Origin of the sequence: Pseudomonas yamanorum, assembly GCF_013386765.1 — a bacterium.
Lineage (GTDB): Bacteria > Pseudomonadota > Gammaproteobacteria > Pseudomonadales > Pseudomonadaceae > Aquipseudomonas > Aquipseudomonas yamanorum_A.
The window spans coordinates 289,231-307,483 of the sequence record NZ_JACARE010000017.1; the positions used below are offsets into that span (position 1 = coordinate 289,231).

At 60.9% G+C, this 18,253-nt stretch carries 20 protein-coding genes and 1 riboswitch; of the genes, 11 read left to right on the plus strand and 9 right to left on the minus strand.

What is annotated here, in order from left to right:
* The first annotated feature begins 103 nt into the window (after nt 1–103).
* On the plus strand, nt 104–1,432 hold the full coding sequence (hisD, locus tag HX875_RS12825) for a histidinol dehydrogenase (RefSeq protein WP_177043449.1): 1,329 nt from the start codon (nt 104–106) through the stop codon (nt 1,430–1,432).
* A 3-nt stretch (nt 1,433–1,435) separates the two neighbouring features.
* Nucleotides 1,436–2,488 (plus strand): histidinol-phosphate transaminase, encoded by a 1,053-nt coding sequence (gene hisC, locus HX875_RS12830; protein WP_177043450.1) that lies wholly within the window; start codon nt 1,436–1,438, stop codon nt 2,486–2,488.
* 138 nt (nt 2,489–2,626) lie between these two features.
* Here the strand turns inward: hisC and HX875_RS12835 are convergent, their stop codons facing one another.
* Nucleotides 2,627–3,901, minus strand: a complete 1,275-nt coding sequence (locus HX875_RS12835; RefSeq protein ID WP_177043451.1) for a uracil-xanthine permease family protein — start codon at nt 3,899–3,901, stop codon at nt 2,627–2,629.
* Between the two features lie 2 nt (nt 3,902–3,903).
* On the minus strand, nt 3,904–4,542 hold the full coding sequence (gene upp / locus HX875_RS12840; protein WP_003216149.1) for a uracil phosphoribosyltransferase: 639 nt from the start codon (nt 4,540–4,542) through the stop codon (nt 3,904–3,906).
* Nucleotides 4,543–4,707: 165 nt separating this feature from the next.
* On the opposite strand from upp, the gene HX875_RS12845 reads away from it, so the two are divergent.
* The 3 genes from HX875_RS12845 to HX875_RS12855 all read left to right on the plus strand — a co-directional run bounded on the left by HX875_RS12845 (nt 4,708) and on the right by HX875_RS12855 (nt 6,308).
* Nucleotides 4,708–5,265, plus strand: a complete 558-nt coding sequence (locus HX875_RS12845) for a hypoxanthine-guanine phosphoribosyltransferase (protein ID WP_003216150.1) — start codon at nt 4,708–4,710, stop codon at nt 5,263–5,265.
* 61 nt (nt 5,266–5,326) lie between these two features.
* Complete coding sequence (locus HX875_RS12850; protein ID WP_177043452.1) at nt 5,327–5,812, plus strand: hypothetical protein; 486 nt, start codon at nt 5,327–5,329, stop codon at nt 5,810–5,812.
* A 208-nt stretch (nt 5,813–6,020) separates the two neighbouring features.
* On the plus strand, nt 6,021–6,308 hold the full coding sequence (locus HX875_RS12855) for a PA4642 family protein (protein ID WP_177043453.1): 288 nt from the start codon (nt 6,021–6,023) through the stop codon (nt 6,306–6,308).
* 105 nt (nt 6,309–6,413) lie between these two features.
* Here the strand turns inward: HX875_RS12855 and mqo are convergent, their stop codons facing one another.
* Entirely contained in the window at nt 6,414–7,949 is a 1,536-nt protein-coding gene (mqo, locus tag HX875_RS12860) for a malate dehydrogenase (quinone) (protein ID WP_177043454.1), read from the minus strand.
* A gap of 726 nt (nt 7,950–8,675) precedes the next feature.
* The gene (locus tag HX875_RS12865) at nt 8,676–8,909 is read right to left on the minus strand and encodes a hypothetical protein (protein ID WP_177043455.1); all 234 of its coding nucleotides are present in this window, start codon (nt 8,907–8,909) and stop codon (nt 8,676–8,678) included.
* A 184-nt stretch (nt 8,910–9,093) separates the two neighbouring features.
* On the opposite strand from HX875_RS12865, the gene HX875_RS12870 reads away from it, so the two are divergent.
* Nucleotides 9,094–9,678 (plus strand): YajG family lipoprotein, encoded by a 585-nt coding sequence (locus tag HX875_RS12870; RefSeq protein WP_010170546.1) that lies wholly within the window; start codon nt 9,094–9,096, stop codon nt 9,676–9,678.
* Nucleotides 9,679–9,735: 57 nt separating this feature from the next.
* Here HX875_RS12870 and HX875_RS12875 read toward each other — a convergent pair whose 3' ends face one another.
* The gene (locus tag HX875_RS12875; RefSeq protein ID WP_177043456.1) at nt 9,736–9,945 is read right to left on the minus strand and encodes a hypothetical protein; all 210 of its coding nucleotides are present in this window, start codon (nt 9,943–9,945) and stop codon (nt 9,736–9,738) included.
* A 181-nt stretch (nt 9,946–10,126) separates the two neighbouring features.
* On the opposite strand from HX875_RS12875, the gene HX875_RS12880 reads away from it, so the two are divergent.
* Entirely contained in the window at nt 10,127–10,384 is a 258-nt protein-coding gene (locus HX875_RS12880) for a hypothetical protein (RefSeq protein WP_177043457.1), read from the plus strand.
* 107 nt (nt 10,385–10,491) lie between these two features.
* Here the strand turns inward: HX875_RS12880 and HX875_RS12885 are convergent, their stop codons facing one another.
* A complete protein-coding gene (locus HX875_RS12885) occupies nt 10,492–11,655 on the minus strand; it encodes a 1-acyl-sn-glycerol-3-phosphate acyltransferase (RefSeq protein ID WP_177043458.1) in 1,164 nt (387 codons plus the stop codon).
* 144 nt (nt 11,656–11,799) lie between these two features.
* Here HX875_RS12885 and HX875_RS12890 point away from each other — a divergent pair, with 144 nt between their 5' ends.
* From HX875_RS12890 to HX875_RS12900, 3 genes are read left to right on the plus strand one after another with little or no spacing between them, the layout of a single operon-like run.
* Nucleotides 11,800–11,979: a CPXCG motif-containing cysteine-rich protein gene (locus HX875_RS12890; protein WP_177043459.1), complete on the plus strand. Its 180-nt coding sequence runs from the start codon at nt 11,800–11,802 to the stop codon at nt 11,977–11,979.
* 10 nt (nt 11,980–11,989) lie between these two features.
* Nucleotides 11,990–12,250, plus strand: coding sequence for a putative signal transducing protein (locus HX875_RS12895; RefSeq protein ID WP_010170538.1), 261 nt, complete (start codon nt 11,990–11,992; stop codon nt 12,248–12,250).
* Nucleotides 12,251–12,286: 36 nt separating this feature from the next.
* Nucleotides 12,287–12,907, plus strand: coding sequence for an SOS response-associated peptidase (locus HX875_RS12900; protein WP_003216163.1), 621 nt, complete (start codon nt 12,287–12,289; stop codon nt 12,905–12,907).
* 130 nt (nt 12,908–13,037) lie between these two features.
* On the opposite strand, the gene HX875_RS33320 is transcribed toward HX875_RS12900, so the two are convergent.
* A complete protein-coding gene (locus HX875_RS33320; protein ID WP_177043460.1) occupies nt 13,038–15,176 on the minus strand; it encodes a methyl-accepting chemotaxis protein in 2,139 nt (712 codons plus the stop codon).
* Nucleotides 15,177–15,429: 253 nt separating this feature from the next.
* Between HX875_RS33320 and HX875_RS12910 the strand changes: the two genes are divergently transcribed.
* Entirely contained in the window at nt 15,430–16,248 is an 819-nt protein-coding gene (locus tag HX875_RS12910; RefSeq protein ID WP_177043461.1) for a M48 family metallopeptidase, read from the plus strand.
* A 160-nt stretch (nt 16,249–16,408) separates the two neighbouring features.
* Here HX875_RS12910 and HX875_RS12915 read toward each other — a convergent pair whose 3' ends face one another.
* Nucleotides 16,409–16,993 carry a TMEM165/GDT1 family protein gene (locus HX875_RS12915; RefSeq protein WP_003216166.1) on the minus strand — a complete coding sequence of 195 codons (585 nt, stop codon included), beginning with the start codon at nt 16,991–16,993 and terminating at the stop codon, nt 16,409–16,411.
* An 87-nt stretch (nt 16,994–17,080) separates the two neighbouring features.
* Nucleotides 17,081–17,202, minus strand: a riboswitch (yybP-ykoY riboswitch).
* A 50-nt stretch (nt 17,203–17,252) separates the two neighbouring features.
* Nucleotides 17,253–18,251 carry a class I SAM-dependent methyltransferase gene (locus tag HX875_RS12920; protein WP_177043462.1) on the minus strand — a complete coding sequence of 333 codons (999 nt, stop codon included), beginning with the start codon at nt 18,249–18,251 and terminating at the stop codon, nt 17,253–17,255.
* Nucleotides 18,252–18,253 lie beyond the last annotated feature (2 nt).

Below are 18,253 nucleotides of genomic sequence, written 5' to 3' on the forward strand. Positions count from 1 at the left end.
GCCCGTCTATCCGCCTCATAGCCAGAATTCTCAGGTGCCCAAGCGGAAACGACTGCTAGTTTAGGGCGCCTGAGTTTTTGCCAATTCTATTGAGGCCCTCGCTATGACCACGTCCACTGCAATTGCCCGACTCAACGCTGCCGACCCGGATTTCGCCCATCATCTGGATCATCTGCTGAGCTGGGAAAGCGTGTCCGACGATTCGGTCAACCAGCGGGTGCTCGATATCATCAAAGCCGTGCGCGAGCGCGGTGACGCGGCGCTGGTGGATTTCACCCGGCAGTTCGATGGCCTGGACGTCGCCTCCATGGCCGACCTGATCCTGCCCCGCGAACGCCTGGAACTGGCCCTGACCCGCATCACTGCCCCGCAGCGCGAAGCCCTGGAAGTGGCGGCCGCGCGGGTGCGCGGCTACCACGAAAAACAGAAACAGGACTCCTGGAGCTACACCGAGGCCGACGGCACCGTGCTGGGCCAGAAGGTCACGCCGCTGGACCGCGCCGGCCTGTACGTGCCCGGCGGCAAGGCGTCGTACCCGTCTTCGGTCCTGATGAACGCGATTCCGGCCAAGGTGGCCGGCGTGACCGAAGTGGTCATGGTGGTGCCCACCCCGCGCGGCGAAATCAACGAACTGGTGCTGGCCGCGGCCTGCATTGCCGGGGTTGATCGCGTGTTTACCATCGGCGGCGCCCAGGCGGTTGCGGCCCTGGCCTACGGTACCGAAAGCGTGCCGAAGGTCGACAAGGTGGTGGGCCCGGGTAACATCTACGTGGCCACGGCCAAGCGCCACGTGTTTGGCCAGGTTGGCATCGACATGATCGCCGGCCCTTCGGAAATCCTCGTGGTGTGTGACGGCCAGACCGACCCGGACTGGATCGCCATGGACCTGTTCTCCCAGGCCGAGCACGACGAGGACGCCCAGGCGATCCTGGTCAGCCCGGACGCCGAGTTCCTGGACAAGGTGGCCGCGAGCATCGCCAAGTTGCTGCCGACCATGGAGCGCGCCGAGATCATCGAGAAGTCGATCAATGGCCGTGGCGCCCTGATCCAGGTCCGTGACATGGAGCAAGCCATCGAAGTGGCCAACCGCATCGCACCGGAACACCTGGAGTTGTCCGTCGCCGACCCACAAGCCTGGCTGCCGCTGATTCGTCACGCCGGCGCGATCTTCATGGGCCGCCACACCAGCGAAGCCCTGGGCGACTACTGCGCAGGCCCCAACCACGTGTTGCCGACCTCGGGCACCGCGCGGTTCTCCTCGCCGCTGGGTGTGTATGACTTCCAGAAGCGTTCGTCGATCATCTTCTGCTCGCCCCAGGGCGCGTCGGAGTTGGGCAAGACCGCTTCCGTGCTGGCCCGTGGCGAGTCGCTGACCGCCCACGCCCGCAGTGCCGAATACCGTATCGTTGACGACAAGCAGCAGGGGAACTGAAACATGAGCAAATTCTGGAGCCCGCTCGTCAAGGATCTCGTTCCTTACGTGCCCGGTGAGCAACCGAAGCTGACCAAGCTGGTGAAGCTCAACACCAATGAAAACCCCTACGGCCCGTCGCCCAAGGCGCTGGCCGCCATGCAGGCCGAGCTGAACGACAACCTGCGTTTGTACCCGGACCCCAACAGCGACCTGCTCAAGCAGGCGGTGGCGAAGTATTACGGGATCGACGCGGGCAAGGTGTTCCTCGGCAACGGTTCCGACGAAGTCCTGGCGCACATCTTCCACGGCTTGTTCCAGCACGACCTGCCGCTGCTGTTCCCGGACATCAGCTACAGCTTCTACCCGGTGTACTGCGGCCTGTACCGCATTGCGTTCGACGCGGTGCCGCTGGACGAACAGTTCCAGATCCGCGTGTCGGACTACGCCAGGCCCAACGGCGGGATCATCTTCCCCAACCCCAACGCGCCGACTGGCTGTGTGATGAAGCTGGATGCGGTGGAGCAGATCCTCAAGGCCAGCCCGGATTCGGTGGTGGTGGTCGATGAAGCCTATATCGACTTCGGCGGCGAAACCGCCATCAGCCTGGTGGACCGATACCCGAACCTGCTGGTGACCCAGACCCTCTCCAAATCGCGCTCCCTGGCCGGTTTGCGGGTAGGCCTGGCCGTGGGCCACCCGGACCTGATCGAGGCGCTGGAGCGAGTCAAGAACAGCTTCAACTCCTACCCGATCGACCGCCTGGCGATTGTCGGCGCGGCGGCTGCGTTTGAAGACCGTGAGCACTTCCAGAAGACCTGCCAGTGGGTGATCGACAGCCGTGAAACGCTGGTGGCGCAACTGGAGGCCAAAGGTTTTGAGGTGCTGCCGTCTGCAGCCAACTTCATCTTTGCCCGTCACCCACGGCACGACGCCGCCGGGCTGGCAGCCAAGGTGCGGGAGCAAGGGGTGATTGTGCGGCACTTCAAGCAGGAGCGGATTGCCCAGTTCCTGCGGATCAGCATTGGTACGCCAGAGCAGAACCAGGCGCTGATTGATGCGTTGGGTGAGCTGTAATCTTTATTGACTGAACCGGCGCCATCGCGGGCAAGCCCGGCTCCCACAGGGGACTGCATTCTTTCTGACAATGCATTCCAACGTGGGAGCCGGGCTTGCCCGCGATGAGGCCATCAGCAACACCCAAAAGCTGAAGCCTTACAGCAACGGCTCATCCGGTTTCTTGTTCTTCCAGCCATCATTGCCCGGCAGCAGCAGATTCAACGCAATCGCTACCACCGCACACAGGGCGATGCCCTTCAGGCCAAAGTCATCCGGGCCGGTGCCGGTTCCCACCAGCACGCCGCCAATCCCGAACACCAGGGTCACCGACACAATCACCAGATTGCGCGCTTCGCCGAGGTCGATCTTGTGACGGATCAGTGTGTTCATCCCTACTGCGGCAATCGAACCGAACAGCAGGCACAAAATACCGCCCATCACCGGGATTGGAATGCTTTGCAGCAGTGCGCCGAACTTGCCGATGAACGCCAGGCTGATGGCAAACACTGCCGCCCAGGTCATGATCTTCGGGTTGTAGTTCTTGGTCAGCATCACCGCTCCCGTCACTTCCGCGTAGGTCGTGTTGGGCGGACCGCCGAACAGGCCGGCTGCAGTGGTGGCGATCCCGTCACCCAGCAGCGTGCGGTGCAGGCCAGGCTTCTTCAGGTAATCGCGACCGGTCACGCTGCCCACCGCAATCACGCCACCGATGTGTTCGATCGCCGGGGCCAGGGCCACCGGGACGATAAACAGGATCGCCTGCCAGTTGAACTCCGGCGCGGTGAAGTGGGGCAGGGCGAACCACGGTGCGGCGGCGATCTTCGCGGTGTCGACTACACCGAAGTAGAACGACATGGCGAAACCCACCAGTACGCCCGAGATGATCGGCACCAGGCGGAAAATACCCTTGCCGAACACTGCCACGATCAACGTGGTGAGCAGCGCCGGCATCGAGATCAGCATGGCCGTCTGGTAGTGGATCAACTCGCTACCGTCACCCGCCTTGCCCATCGCCATGTTGGCGGCAATCGGCGCCATGGCCAGGCCGATGGAAATGATCACCGGCCCGATTACCACCGGCGGCAGCAGCCGGTCGATGAAACCGGTGCCCTTGATCTTCACTGCCAGGCCGAGGAAGGTGTAAACGAAACCCGCCGCCATCACTCCGCCCATGGTCGCTGCGAGGCCGAATTGGCCCTTGGCGAGAATGATCGGGGTGATAAAGGCAAAGCTCGACGCCAGGAACACCGGCACTTGGCGCCCGGTGACCACTTGGAACAACAAGGTGCCCAAGCCTGCGGTAAACAGGGCGACGTTTGGATCGAGACCGGTGATCAGCGGCATCAACACCAGCGCGCCAAATGCCACGAAGAGCATCTGTGCGCCAGACAGGATCTGGCGCCAAAGCGGGTCGTTGAACTCATCCTGCATGGTCACGCGTCCTTCTGCTTGGTACCGAAGATCTTGTCGCCGGCATCGCCCAGGCCCGGGATGATGTAGCCGTGTTCGTTCAGGCGTTCATCGATGGACGCGGTGTAGATCAGCACGTCCGGGTGGGCTTTCTCGACGGCGGCGATGCCTTCGGGAGCGGCCACCAGCACCATGGCGCGGATGTCCTTGCAGCCGGCCTTTTTCAGCAGGTCGATGGTGGCAACCATGGAACTGCCGGTGGCGAGCATCGGGTCGATGATCATCGCCAGGCGTTCGTCGATTTCCGGGACCAGTTTTTCCAGGTAGGTGTGGGCCTGCAGCGTCTCTTCGTTGCGGGCCACGCCCACGGCGCTGACCTTGGCGCCCGGGATCAGGCTGAGCACGCCTTCAAGCATGCCGATACCGGCGCGCAGGATCGGTACCACGGTAATCTTCTTGCCGGCGATTTTCTCGACCTGGACGGGACCACACCAACCGGCGATCTCGTAGTTTTCCAGGGGCAGGTCTTTGGTCGCCTCGTAGGTGAGCAGCGCTCCGACTTCCTGAGCAAGCTCGCGGAAGTTCTTCGTGCTAATGTCGGCGCGGCGCATAAGGCCGAGTTTATGTCGGATCAGCGGATGGCGGATCTCACGGATGGGCATGGGGAAAGGCTCCGGCGGCGGGCAAAAAAACCGGCCTAGATTAATCTATCCGAGGGTGTTGTCCTATAGACATCTAGTACGTTAGTCCATTAAGGCTTGAACGTTGCGCCTCACATGCGTACCTTTGCCCGCTTTTCTTGCCACAGCACCCCCTTGGAGAGCGCCATGTCCGCTGATCTCGAGCATATCCGTCAAATCATGCGCGAGGCTGACTGCCTGTACACCGAAGCGCAAGTCGAAGAGGCCATCGCCAAGGTCGGCGCGCACATCTCCCGTGAAATGGCCGACACCAACCCGGTGGTCTTTTGCGTGATGAACGGTGGCCTGATTTTCGCCGGTAAACTGCTCACCCATCTGCAATTCCCGCTGGAGGCGTCCTACCTGCACGCCACCCGCTATCGCAATGAAACAAGCGGCGGCGACCTGTTCTGGAAAGCCAAGCCGGAAGTCTCGTTCATCGACCGCGATGTATTGATCATCGACGACATCCTCGATGAAGGTCACACCCTGGGCGCGATCATCGATTTCTGCAAACACGCTGGCGCACGCAAAGTGCACACCGCCGTGTTGATCGACAAGGACCACGACCGCAAGGCCCGTCCGGACCTGAAAGCCGATTACGTGGGCCTGCCGTGCATCGACCGTTACATCTTCGGTTACGGCATGGACTATAAAGGCTACTGGCGCAACGCTAACGGTATCTACGCCGTTAAAGGAATGTAAGCGGGATTCAGGCGCAGGGCTGTCATGCTATCGTGCTTGGCCCCTGCGTCTGGAGCTGTTCATGAGCCTGTTGATTCGCACCTGCGCCGCCCTGGCGCTGACCCTCAGTTTGCCCCTGGCGGCCGCTCCTGCGCCGTTGCACGGCCAGTTCCTGCCTCCCGACGACCTTAATTTGCGAGCCGAAGCTGCGGACCAGCAGCAATTGCTGCAAGTCACCGACTATTCGGTGGTGGTGGGTAACCAGCGCCAATCCACTCAGCAGCCGATCCCGGTGACCTCGCCGTTGATGATCCGCCTCAAGGGCAAATCCTTGAACAAGGGCGCGACCATCGCCCAGGTGATCCTCAATTTCGATGCCGAAAGCAAAAGCCTGAAAAAGCCGGTGTTCGACGATAAAAGCAAAACCCTCACGTTGTCTTACCCGGTGACCCAGTACCGGGTGATTGTCGACCTGTTGCGCAATGACACCGTCTACGTGCAATTCCTCACGTACGCCAATGGCCATATCTGGGCTGATTTGCACACCGGGGCGGTGCGCGCCAAATAATCCAGCCGACGCCGATTCGGCCGTGTAAATACAGTCAATGTCGGAGCTGGCTTGCCTGCGATAGCGGTGGGTCAGTTGGCCCATCTGTTACTGATACATCGCTATCGCAGGCAAGCCAGCTCCCACATTGGTTCGCGTACCTTTCGAAGCCGCTGTGCCGCAGGTAAACTGCTTTTCCCGTGTATATGTCTGCAGGCTGGAGTCGGTAATGCGTAAAGATAAGAAACAGCTGATTGGTGATGAAATCGGCGACGAGCAAATCAAGCTGTTCCTGAATTTCGAGCCGGTAGACGCCACTTCGCCGTCCCTGCACAAACTGATCAAGGCCTACCGTGGCCTGCGCATCGACGACTTCGAACGCTTCCTGGGCTTTTTCAAGGAAGCCGGCCTGGACCTCGATGGCAAGGACGAGCATGGCCTGACCTTCGTTGACGTGATCAAGGACCAGCGCAACGCCGCCGAGTACATCGAGCTGATCGAACAAGCCCGGGGCTGATTGCTGCGGACGAAAAAAAACGCCCCGTTCTCATCATGAGAGCGGGGCGTTTTTGCTTGTTACTGTAGGAGCGAGCTTGCTCGCGAAGAACCTGAGAACACCGCGTTAAACCAGGCGAGCTGTGTCATCGTTAACGTCTTTCGCGAGCAAGCTCGCTCCTACATCAACCAGTTCCAGGCTGATGTTGTTCTGCGTGTTGATCTTGCGATACAGCTCGGCATCGGTCTCCAGGACCTTTTCCCGCGCCGGGAAGATCTCGTGCAGCTTGGCAGCCCATTCGCCGGCCGCTTTCGCCGGGAAGCAGCGTTCGATCAGTTCCAGCATGATCGACACCGTCACCGAAGCGCCCGGGGACGCGCCCAGCAGGGCGGCCAACGAACCGTCCTTGGCCGCAACCAGTTCGGTACCGAATTGCAGCACGCCGCCTTTCTTCGGGTCTTTCTTGATGATCTGCACCCGCTGGCCGGCCACTTCCAGGCGCCAGTCTTCGGCTTTGGCTTCAGGGTAGAAGCGGCGCAGGGATTCCAGGCGCTGTTCCATGGACTGGCGCACTTCGCTGACCAGGTACTTGGTCAGGTCCATGTTGTCCCGGGCCACGGCCAGCATCGGGCCGATGTTGCCGGCACGAATCGACAGGGGCAGGTCAAGGAACGAGCCGTGCTTGAGGAACTTGGTGGTGAAGCCGGCGTATGGCCCGAACAGCAGGGACTTCTTGCCATCCACTACGCGGGTGTCGAGGTGCGGCACCGACATCGGTGGCGAACCCACGGCGGCCTGGCTGTAGACCTTGGCCTGGTGGTGCTTGACCACTTCCGGGTTGTCGCAACGCAGCCACTGGCCGCTGACCGGGAAGCCGCCGAAGCCCTTGCTTTCTTCGATGCCCGAGGCTTGCAGCAGCGGCAGAGCCGCGCCACCGGCGCCGAGGAACACGAACTTGGCGTCCACATCACGGGAGTTGCCGCTGTTGACGTCCTTGATGCTCACGGTCCAGCCGGCGCCGTTGCGCTTGAGGCCGGTGACGCGCTTGCTGTACTTGACCTGGGCATCCGGTGCGCTGGTCAGGTGCGAGAGTAACTGGTTGGTCAGGGCGCCGAAGTTGACGTCGGTGCCGTTCATCACGCGGGTGGCGGCGATTTTTTCGTCCAGCGGTCGGCCAGGCATCATCAGCGGCATCCACTCGGCCATCTCGCTGCGGTCTTCGGTGTAGTGCATGTCCGAGAACGCGTGGTGCTGGCTGAGGGTTTCAAAGCGTTTCTTGAGGAACGACACGCCTTTCTCGCCCTGCACGAAGCTCAGGTGCGGCACGGGGCTGATAAAGGATTTGGACGAGCCAAAGGTGCCTTTCTTGGTCAAGTACGCCCAGAACTGCTTCGACACCTCGAATTGGGTGTTGATGTGCACGGCTTTCTTGATGTCGATGGAGCCGTCGGCGGCCTCGGGTGTGTAGTTCAGCTCACACAGCCCGGCGTGGCCGGTACCGGCGTTGTTCCACGGGTTGGAACTTTCCGCGGCACCCGAATCCATCAGCTCAACGACTTCCAGCTTGAGGCCGGGGTCGAGCTCTTTGAGCAGTACGGCGAGGGTGGCACTCATGATGCCCGCACCTACCAGTACTACGTCGACTGCTTCGTTATGCGCCATTTAACGCGTCTCCAAAATCTGCAGCACCAAATTGACGGCATGGCTGCCAGGAGTGACGGGGCGGTTCACGTGATGCCCCAGGTTACCCATGGCCAGGATCGCCATGTCCGATTCTTCGCAATTTATCGCAAGCGGACGCTGCCGGCCGGGCCTGATGTGCGTATGAACGCATTTAAGGACACCTGTGGCAATTCGACTTATGGTCAAGCTCGTCCGATCGTGCAACCAAATCCGTAGCGGACAGGCTTCAAGCTCCGTTTTTTGAGGAGTGCTCGGTCCTGTGTGGTGGGGCTGTTCCAGACGCTGATGGTGCTTGTACAAACGCAAAACTATTCATTTGCTCGCCACACTCTTGTGAAGTTGTGAAAACCCGTTTTTTTCACGCTCTTTTGAAGACGTGAACCTCAAAAAAGGGCTGCCCCAGCCTGGCACCTGGCCCGAGATCACTGCCGGCAAGCGGCAAAACGGGCAAACAACTCAAGTGGCCGAGCGCATGGCAGCTCTGGCAGATTCGGGTAAAGACGATGGTTTGCAGAGAAAACAGCAAGCTCGCCAGCTTCACTCGATCTGTGTGGGCGGCTCTCTGTGGGCGGTGCGGGGAGCTAATACAAGCGCATTAGCGATGCTGCGAGGCCCGATCAGGAGACGTCCTTATAATCGGGGGGAGATTGTAGCGAAGAAATGCGCGCAAATGGACGTGTTTAATGACTTTTATTAGCAGTCTGGTCAGGAGGCCAACGCGTGCCGTGGCTGCGCCTGCGAAACCGCTGGGCTGACGCGGGCGCTGGCGGGCAGCGGGCGGTGCATCCAGCTCAGGCGGGGCTCTTCGACTTCGACCCAGCCTTCGCCGACGGGCGGCAGGCTGCACTGCTTGAACGCCTGGCAGCAACCTTGGGCATCGAGCAGGGCAAAATGGCGATGACTGGTGTGGGAAAAGAACAATGATTTGAGAAGGCGCATGGTTTTGTACCCGGTTCGTTACATGCTGCAAAGGTTGTCAGTCTGGCATGACATTGAGGTGACGGTTCTGTGTGAAAATTGTAATTTCGCCGACAGTTCAGCCGTCGTTCAGGAATTCTGGTGAGTGGCGAGCGCTCGCCGTTATACTGGCGCCCTGTTTGCATCTAGTCCTGGAGAAATGAGTATGTTGCAACGCCTGTTGTTCGGTTTGATCACTGTGACCAGTTTGACCCTGGTTGGCTGCGCCCACAGCCCGCAACAACTCAGCCCGCAACCAAAAATCACCACTCAGTTGGCGCCAGTGGGCCATGGCCAGCCGGTGTCGGTGCGTGTGGTTGACGGGCGTCCATCGCCGACCCTCGGCACCCGTGGCGGCCTGTACCCGGAAACCAGCGCCATCACGGTGACCGGTGCCGACGTGCTGCCCAAGCTGCAAGCCCAGGCCGAAGCGGCTGTGCGCCTGCTGGGCTTCACCCCGGCCAACTCGCCGGGTGCTCCGCAACTGACCATTACCCTGGCCGAGCTGAAGTATCAGTCGCCCAAGGAAGGCCTGTACGTGACTGAAGCCACCATCGGCGCGACCTTCAAGTCCGACGTGACCGCCGGCACCCGTCGCTACAGCGGCCGCTACGGCGCATCCCTGGACCAGCGCTTCGGCATGGCGCCGAACCAGGAAACCAACACCAAGCTGGTGAGCGATGTGTTGAGCGATGCCCTGACGCGCCTGTTCAAGGACCCGAGCATCGGTTCGCTGCTCAGCTCGCAATAACCGCTCATAAAAAAACCGGGCTCATCACTGAGCCCGGTTTTTTTACGCCTGCAGTTTTCATGCAGCCGTTTCGACATAAAAGTCCAGCACACTCACACCGGTGAGCAAGTCCAGCTCCGGCAGGTCGGCATGCTGATGCCCGCCGAGGGCGCAATACACCAGCCAGTGGCGGTCCTGCACATTGAACGCGAGGCCGCCTACCAGCGCCTCTTGCTCATCGCTTTGGGCGATCAGATACAGCCGATCCTGGTTTTGCGCGTGCAACATGACAAGCTCCCGGGCTTTCGAAGGGCAACAGAGTGGCTTGTTAAGGTGACGTTCAGGTGACGTTGTAAATTACTGGATACATTATCCGTCAATGGGGAAGGAGCAATGAGGCGCAGGCGGCGCATATCATTCAGGTTTGTATCTGAACTGATACCAAGACACTGATACGTCGAGGTTTGCGATGTCGCTGACCGCACTACTGCTCAATTCCCTTGCCCTGCTGCTGGCGTGCCCGGCGGCCTGGCTGCTGTTTGTCACGCGCCTGCGTGAACAGCGCGCGATGGAAAGACTTGCCGCGCAAAGCGAACTGCGCGCCATTGATCAACCGATGCTGTTGCTGGATGTGCTGACGCAGCGTACCCATCGCCTGTTTTACCGGCTGGGGTTTGTCTGTCTTGGGCTGGCGTTGCTGGTGTCGTGGATCAGTACCCGATTGTAAGAGCACCCTAAAACAGATGTGGGAGCGGGCTGGCCCGCGATGGCAGTGAGTCAGCCGATAGATTCGGGGGCTGACACTCCGTCATCGCGGGCCAGCCCGCTCCCACATTACAGGGCGATCCCGGCTTTAACCCGGTACTGATTCCTCACCGGCGTTGCGTATTGCAGCACCAGATACGGCCGATGCTCGGCCGGGCACGCATTCAAGCGCCGTTCCCATTCCGCTTTCGCCTTGGCCAGCTCATCCGCCGGGAATACCTCGGCGGCGGTCGGCACCTGCAATTGCGGGTCGGCATCGCTCCATTGGGCGTACGCAAGGTAATGCACCGGGAACAACCGATAACCGCCCAGGATCTGCCGGTCCATCTCGATTGCCAGCAGTTTGGTGTCTTCGAACGCCTCGGTGATCGGCGGCGCGAAGTTGACGTGCACCCGGCCCTTGTAGCCGGTGATGCCCAAGGCAATGCTCACGTCATCTTCCCCCGGCGCCTTGCTGTAGGTGCCGGTGGTAGCGCGGATGTACAGCTCGCGGGCCTTGGCGGCGTCGCACGGGTCGTATTCGTAGCTGATGGACACCGGCGTCAGGTTCAGTGACTGGATGACCTCGGCGAACGGCTCGTCCTTGCGGCTCATGTGGAACATCTTGAGGATCGCCGACTCAGTGCGGTCATCCCCATCCTTGGCACGGCCTTCGGCCTGGGCGATCCAGATCGACTGGCAGTCGTTGCGAATCGAATGGTTGATGTAGGCCGACAGCAACTGATAAGCGGCCATCTTCTCTCTGCGCCCGGTAATCGAGCGGTGCACGATAAAACTCTTGTTCAGGCGCATCAGGTCGCTGACAAACGGCTTTTGCAGCAGGTTGTCGCCGATGGCGATGCGTGGCGTCGGCAGGCCGGCGTGGTACACGGCGTAGTTGACGAACGCCGGGTCCATTACGATGTCACGGTGGTTGGCCAGGAACAGGTAGGCGCTGCCGGACTTGAATTGCTCCACGCCGGTATAGGTCACGCCGTCGGTCGCGCGCTCGATGGTGTGGTCGACGTAAAACTCGACTTTGTCCTGCAGCGTGGCCACGGTGGTGACGCCGGCGAACTCACGGCGCAGTTTATGAGCGATCATCGGCTTGAGCAGCCAGCCAAAGGCGCCGGCAAAGCGCGGGAAGCGAAAGTGGGTCAGGATGTCCAGAAAGGCCTTGTCACTGAACAGTCGGGCCAGCACTGCCGGGACTTCGCTGTCGTTGTAAGGTCGGATGGTATCGAATTCGCCCATCATGCTCTCTTGTTAGAAACGGCTAGGGTAAGTAAAGGTTTGGAACAATAAATATCAGGGCGTGGTCCGGGCAATTGGCCGGGACGAAAAATAGCCCTGTAAATAGACCGGCGATTATACGCACAAGTCACCTGGGAGACCGCGATGGAAGAGGAGTCGTACGAATGTCCTTATTGTGGAGAGATAGTCACGGCGTTACTGGATCTGTCCGGAGGCGATCAGCAATACATTGAAGACTGCCCGGTATGCTGCCGGCCCATTACCTTCATCCTGCAGATTCACGGCGATGAATGGATGCTCGAAGTGCGCAGCGAGAACGAATAAAGGTACGCCCATGCAGCGAATCTACGAGCCCGAAAACCTGATGGAAGGTGAGCTGCTGCAAGGCATGCTCGAAAGCGAGGGCATCACTGCGCACCTGGTGGGGCGCGATTTGCTCGGCGGCACTGGCGAACTGCCGATCTACGGCCTGCTGGCGCTAGCCGTGGAGAACGACCAGGCCGCCTACGCCCGTGAGTTGATCACCGCCTACAACGGTGCGCAACCGGTGCCGGGGGATGAACCCGACAGCTTCCCCGACGTGTTGGTCTGTTAGGCTGTCGGCCAGTTTCTCCAAGAGTCGTGTTGCCCCATGTGTGGACGTTATGCCCTGTTTCGCTGGAACCCCGCGTTTGCTGCCTTGCCGGGCTTTCCGGCCGACCAGCAGGCACAGTGGAATATTTCCCCCAATGATTCGGTGCTGATCCAGCGCCTGAGCGACGGCCAGCACACCCTCGCGCGGGCGCGCTGGGGCCTGACGCCGCCCTGGTTGACTGATCTTTCCCGCACCCCGGCCCACGCCCGGGCCGAAACCCTGGCGGAGCAACCGATGTTTCGCGAGGCCTTTCGCCAGCGTCGCTGCCTGTTGCCGGCCAACGGGTTCTACGAATGGCGCGGCACTCAACGCAAGCGCCCTTACTGGTTGACGCCGGGGGAGGGCAGCACGCTGTTCTTTGCGGCGATCTGGGAAGCGTATCCGGTGCAGGAGCAGGTGTGGCTGAGTACTGCGGTTGTGACCCAGGCCGCGCAGAGTCAGCGTCGGCCGTTGATTCTGGATGCGGCGGGGCAGGCAGCCTGGCTGAATCCAGAGACACCGTTGCACACCTTGCAGGCGTTGCTGGCCAGTGAGCCCACCGCGTTGCGCGAGCGGGTGCTGGCCAATATGGTCAACGATCCGAAGCTCAATGGGCCGGAGTGTCTGACGCCGGGTTAAGCCTGCAGGTTTGTGCTGGGGTTTAGGGCCCTATCGCAGGCAAGCCAGCTCCCACCTTTGATCTGTGAATACATTCAACGTGTGGGAGCTGGCTTGCCTGCGATGAGGCCCTGAACTTCACTCAATAACCTCAGACCTTGAACTGATTGATCAACCGCCGCTGCTGCTCCGCCAGCTTGGTCAAGTCCGCACTGGCCGCGCTCGACTCATCCGCACCGCCCGCCACTTCGTTGGCCACTTGCCCGATATTGATCACGTTACGGTTGATGTCCTCGGCCACCGCGCTCTGCTCCTCGGCGGCGCTGGCGATCTGGGTGTTCATGTCGTTGATCACCGACACCGCCTGGGTAATGGTCTCCAGCGCCTGGGCCGCCTTGGCCGCGTGTTGCACGCTTTCATCGGTGCGGTTCTGGCTGTCCTCCATCACCCGCACCACGTCGCGCGTGCCTTGCTGCAGTTGCTGAATCATGGTCTGGATTTCTTCGGTGGCCTTCTGAGTCTTCTGTGCCAGGTTGCGCACCTCATCCGCCACTACCGCAAACCCGCGACCTTGCTCACCGGCCCGCGCCGCTTCGATGGCTGCGTTGAGCGCCAGCAGGTTGGTCTGCTCGGCAATCCCGCGAATCGCCGTGAGGATGGCGTTGATGTTCTCGCTGTCCTTGGCCAGCGCCTGCACCACACCGACCGCCTTGCCGATTTCCTGGGCGAGGGCGCCGATGGAGGTGGAGGTGTCGCGCACGATCTGCATGCCCTGGCTCGCCGCCTGGTCGGCGTGGCTGGCGGCTTGGGCGGCCTGGGTGGCGTTGCGCGCCACATCCTGGGCGGTGGCCGTCATCTCGTGCACGGCGGTGGCCACCTGGTCGATCTCGACCATTTGCTTGTGCACGCCCTGGTTGGTGCGAATCGCGATGTCGGCGGTGTGTTCCGACGAGTCGCTGACCTTCTGCACCGAACTCACCACCTGGGTGATCATCCCCTGCAATTTGGCCAGGAACGTATTGAAGCCACTGGCAATCGCCCCCAGTTCGTCGGCGCGATCACTGGTCAGGCGCCGGGTCAGGTCGCCTTCGCCCTGGGCGATGTCATTGAGCATCGCCACCATTTGCTTGAGCGGCCGGGCGATGCCGTGGCCCACCAGCCAGATCACCAGCAAGCCGATGCCGGCAATCAGCAGCCCGGCCACGGCCATGCCGAAAATATCGGTTTTGCGCTGGGCGTCGAGGTCGTGTTGCATGGCCTGCAAGTCGGCCATGACTGCGCTCAGGGGCAGTTGCAGCATCAGGGTCCAGCGGGCGTCGGTCTGGCCGATGTTGAACGGCAGGAACAGCTCGATATGCCCGTGTTCCTTGTCCACGTCGTAGCGCACTTCGCCGACCTTCAGCTGGCTGAGGTTGGCGAGTTCGTTGCTGTCGAGCAGGTCGCTGGCTTTTTCCCCCAGCTTGCTGGCGTCCTGGGTGTAGGCCACCAGGCGACCGTTGCTGGAAATCAGCGCCAGTTCACCGGCGCCGTTGTACAAATTCTGATCAGCCTTGGTGAGCATTTCCTGGATGAAGTTCACCGACAGGTCGGCACCGACGATGCCCTGGAAGGTGCCGTCGATCATGATCGGTTCGATAAACGAGGCGAGCATTACCATCGCGTTGCCCACTTTATAAGGGGCCGGGTCGATGGCGCAGGGTTTTTTGCTTTCCTTGGAGCACAGGTAGTACTCACTGGCGCGCACGCCGGTGGACAGGATGGTCTGGTCGGCCACGTCGGCGAGTTTATCCAGGCCCAGGCTGCCGTCGGCATTGCGGAACCACCAGGGCAGGAAGCGGCCGTTGGTTTCGACGCCGACTACCGGGCTGTTTACATAGGCGGCGTCGTTGTGGTCGATGGCGTTGGCTTCCCAGCCGATATAGGCACCGAGAATCTTAGGGTTGCGCACCACTGTTTCGTGGATCAGGTTGATCAGTTGTTCCCGGGAGACCGCCAGTTGCGGGTTGCCATTGGCGTCTTTCATGCCCATCAGGGCGTTGGCGGTGGCCAGGCCCTTGGCCGTTACCAGCGGCGCTTCCAGTTCACGCTGGATCAGCGTCGCCTGGGTTTGCGCCAGCGCGGTCAGGCGTTGTTCGATGATCTGTTCGAATTGCCCCTGGGTGCGTTCCTGCACCATCTCCTGGGTGCGCGCTCCCGCGAACAAGGCGTACAGCACCAACACCGCGACCACGCTCAGGACAATGGCCCCGGCCAGTGCCGCGACAGAAAATTGAATCGACTTGAACTTCATGACGGCTCCGGGCGCAGGGGGAGGTTGGCTGCTTTTTTATATCGGCCGCGAGCGGGTGAGGCATGAGGGTCATACCCTCAAAATGACTGCGCCGGATCGGCGAATGTCGCAAATGGAAAGGTCTCCGGCGGTTTATGAGATTTTTGCGGCAGTGTGGGATGTATCTGAAAATAGGCGGCTACACGTCTGTTGTATCTGGCGTCGATACAATTGGCCGACTACGATACGCGCCATGTTTTCAGGGAGCAGGTTGATGAAAAAGACAGTAGCGGTATGTGCGTTGGGCGCGGCGGTATTGCTCGCCGGTTGCCAGTCGGTCAACACCACCAGCGGCGGCGCCGTGGGGGTTGAGCGCAAGCAGTACATGTTCAGCATGTTGTCGAGCCAGGAAGTCGACCAGATGTATGCGCAGTCCTACCAGCAGACCTTGGGTGAAGCCAGCGGCAAAGGCCTGGTGGACAAGACCAGCGCCAACGCCAAGCGCGTGCAGGCGATTGCCAACCGCTTGATCGCCCAGGCGCCTACTTTCCGGCCGGATGCGGCGCAATGGAAGTGGGAGGTGAACCTGATCAAAAGTGACGAGATGAACGCCAACTGCGGGCCTGGCGGCAAAATCTTCGTGTACAGCGCGCTGATCGATAACCTCAAGCTGACCGACGATGAACTCGCCGCCGTGATGGGCCATGAAATTGCCCACGCCTTGCGTGAGCATGGTCGCGAAGCCATGTCCAAGGCCTACGGTATCGAGATGGCGAAGCAGGGGGCCGGCGCCTTGTTCGGCCTGGGTCAGGACAGCATGGCGTTGGCCGATACCGTGGCCAACTACGGCATGACCTTGCCCAACAGCCGCAGCAATGAAAACGAAGCGGACCTGATCGGCCTGGAGTTGTCGGCACGCGCGGGTTACAACCCGAACGCGGCGATCACCCTGTGGAACAAAATGGCCAAGGCCTCGGAAGGCTCGCCACCTGAGTTCATGAGCACTCACCCGGCTTCCGACAGCCGGATCGCCTCATTGCAGGCGGCGATTCCGAAGGTGATGCCGTTGTATCAGCAGGCCAAAAAGTCCTGATTTATAAGGCTGAAATGCAAATCTGAATGTGGGAGCCCGGCCTGTGTGGGAGCCGGGCTTGCCCGCGATGCAGGCACCTCGGTGTGTCAGTTGCACCGAGGTGATGCTATCGCAGGCAAGCCAGCTCCCACAAAAGCCCAGCCCTCACATGGGGTCGTGTCTAGATCCAGCCACTGCTCTGCATGGCCTTGTACACCGCAACGATTGCCAGGATGAAAAACGCCGTAGCCGCCAAGCGACGAATCAGCGTCAGCGGCAATTTGTCTGCCGCAAAATTCCCTGCCAGCACCACCGGTACGTTGGCAATCAACATGCCTAAGGTAGTACCGATAATCACCAGCCACAGTTCCGGGTATTGCGCCGCGAGCATCACGGTAGCGATCTGGGTCTTGTCGCCGATTTCCGCGAGGAAGAACGCAATCAGCGTGGTCAGGAACGGCCCGAACTTGCGTGAGGTACTGGCTTCGTCATCGTCGAGTTTGTCGGGTACCAGGGTCCACAGCGCCGTGGCGCAGAAGCTCGCCGCGAGGATCCAGTGCAGCACCGCATCCGAGAAGAAACTCCCGAACCAGGCCCCCACGGCACCGGCCGCCGCATGGTTGGCCAGGGTCGCGGCAACGATGCCGGCGATGATCGGCCAGGGTTTGCGAAAGCGTGCCGCGAGAATGAGTGCGAGCAGTTGCGTCTTGTCGCCAATTTCGGCCAAGGCAACGATTGCGGTAGGGACGAGCAGAGAATCCAGCATCAGGTAAGTTCCAGGGGCGGGTCGACACGGCTATGACACGTACAGCCTTCCCGCCCCGGGTAAGGTGTTCGTGTCATAGGTCTTGTCAAACCCCGGTCCGTCTGTGCGGACTCCTGGGTCGCATACGCCATGGCCTGTTGACCAAGTATGTTGACGTATGCCGGACGAGCGTGGCGCTCGTGGGAGACTACTCCCCTAGGACGGAGCGGATTCTGCCTAGGCAAAATCCATTCGGCAAGCCTTCTTTCGGAAAAAGATTTCAGCCGCGCTTGGCACGGTAAATGCGAAAACCCTGGCCTTCTGCCTTGATTGCGCACACGCCCAGATGCTCTTCGATAAGCGGTTGATACTTCAGGAAGCTATTCGCAACCAGGCGCAGTTCGCCGCCTTTTGCCAGATGTTTGGCTGCTTTTCGCAGCAAGTTTTCCGTGGCGAAATAATCGGTGTGCACCCCGACATGGAACGGCGGGTTGCTCAGAATCGTATTCAGATTCATCGGCGCAGCGTCGATGCCATCACCGGTCAACACCTCGGCTTCCAGACCATTGGCGGCCAATGTCAGGCGACTGCTGGCGGCGGCAAAGGCATCCACGTCGAGCATCGTGACCGTGTTGTGCGGATAACGACGTTTGACCGCCGCGCCGAGCACGCCTGCCCCACAGCCGAAATCCAGCAAGTGACCGCTCGGCAATTTATCCAGATGTTCCAGCAGCAGTGCGGTGCCGCGATCCAGGCGCCCGTGGCTGAACACGCCCGGCAGGCTCACGACTTTTAGCGGCCCTTCGGCCAGCGGCACCTCGAACACCTGTGCCAGGCTTTCCAGCTCTACCGGTTCAGGGGCGTTGGCCACCGTTACCAGCCACAGCTGGCAGTGCCGCGCATTGTCGAGCTTGCGCGGTTTGCCGAACGGGTTCAGTTGCTTGGCCGCGCTTTCGATGCCGCCTTTCTTTTCCCCGACCAGGTACAGCTCTTTGCCGGGCAAGCGCGCCGCCACGGCATTGAGCAGGTAGTCGGTGAGGTCCTTGGACTTGGGCAGGAACACCACCGCCGTCTCGAACGAACGCTCGGGCACGTTCACGCCGAACTGGCTGCGCTCGGCAAAACGTGCGTCCAGTGCGGCCTGGTCGCCGGCGTGCCAGCTCCAGCCATGGGCATTGGGCAGGCGACCCAGCAGGTCGTCGGCGGGCAAGCCCACCAGCAGCACGTCGCCTTGAAAGAGTTCGGCCTGACGAAGCAGTACTTCACTGCGCGGATCCATGG

What these genes read in the sequence shown, in the direction of transcription:
- HX875_RS12870 (WP_010170546.1), top strand. Translation starts at nt 9,094, where the DNA reads ATGTTGCAACGCCTGTTGTTCGGTTTGATCACTGTGACCAGTTTGACC.
- mqo (WP_177043454.1), bottom strand. Translation starts at nt 7,949, where the DNA reads ATGGCGCATAACGAAGCAGTCGACGTAGTACTGGTAGGTGCGGGCATC.
- upp (WP_003216149.1), bottom strand. Translation starts at nt 4,542, where the DNA reads ATGCCCATCCGTGAGATCCGCCATCCGCTGATCCGACATAAACTCGGC.
- HX875_RS12835 (WP_177043451.1), bottom strand. Translation starts at nt 3,901, where the DNA reads ATGCAGGATGAGTTCAACGACCCGCTTTGGCGCCAGATCCTGTCTGGC.
- HX875_RS12855 (WP_177043453.1), top strand. Translation starts at nt 6,021, where the DNA reads ATGCGTAAAGATAAGAAACAGCTGATTGGTGATGAAATCGGCGACGAG.
- HX875_RS12920 (WP_177043462.1), bottom strand. Translation starts at nt 18,251, where the DNA reads ATGGATCCGCGCAGTGAAGTACTGCTTCGTCAGGCCGAACTCTTTCAA.
- HX875_RS12915 (WP_003216166.1), bottom strand. Translation starts at nt 16,993, where the DNA reads ATGCTGGATTCTCTGCTCGTCCCTACCGCAATCGTTGCCTTGGCCGAA.
- HX875_RS33320 (WP_177043460.1), bottom strand. Translation starts at nt 15,176, where the DNA reads ATGAAGTTCAAGTCGATTCAATTTTCTGTCGCGGCACTGGCCGGGGCC.
- hisD (WP_177043449.1), top strand. Translation starts at nt 104, where the DNA reads ATGACCACGTCCACTGCAATTGCCCGACTCAACGCTGCCGACCCGGAT.
- HX875_RS12850 (WP_177043452.1), top strand. Translation starts at nt 5,327, where the DNA reads ATGAGCCTGTTGATTCGCACCTGCGCCGCCCTGGCGCTGACCCTCAGT.
- HX875_RS12910 (WP_177043461.1), top strand. Translation starts at nt 15,430, where the DNA reads ATGAAAAAGACAGTAGCGGTATGTGCGTTGGGCGCGGCGGTATTGCTC.
- HX875_RS12895 (WP_010170538.1), top strand. Translation starts at nt 11,990, where the DNA reads ATGCAGCGAATCTACGAGCCCGAAAACCTGATGGAAGGTGAGCTGCTG.
- HX875_RS12890 (WP_177043459.1), top strand. Translation starts at nt 11,800, where the DNA reads ATGGAAGAGGAGTCGTACGAATGTCCTTATTGTGGAGAGATAGTCACG.
- HX875_RS12900 (WP_003216163.1), top strand. Translation starts at nt 12,287, where the DNA reads ATGTGTGGACGTTATGCCCTGTTTCGCTGGAACCCCGCGTTTGCTGCC.
- hisC (WP_177043450.1), top strand. Translation starts at nt 1,436, where the DNA reads ATGAGCAAATTCTGGAGCCCGCTCGTCAAGGATCTCGTTCCTTACGTG.
- HX875_RS12845 (WP_003216150.1), top strand. Translation starts at nt 4,708, where the DNA reads ATGTCCGCTGATCTCGAGCATATCCGTCAAATCATGCGCGAGGCTGAC.
- HX875_RS12865 (WP_177043455.1), bottom strand. Translation starts at nt 8,909, where the DNA reads ATGCGCCTTCTCAAATCATTGTTCTTTTCCCACACCAGTCATCGCCAT.
- HX875_RS12880 (WP_177043457.1), top strand. Translation starts at nt 10,127, where the DNA reads ATGTCGCTGACCGCACTACTGCTCAATTCCCTTGCCCTGCTGCTGGCG.
- HX875_RS12875 (WP_177043456.1), bottom strand. Translation starts at nt 9,945, where the DNA reads ATGTTGCACGCGCAAAACCAGGATCGGCTGTATCTGATCGCCCAAAGC.
- HX875_RS12885 (WP_177043458.1), bottom strand. Translation starts at nt 11,655, where the DNA reads ATGGGCGAATTCGATACCATCCGACCTTACAACGACAGCGAAGTCCCG.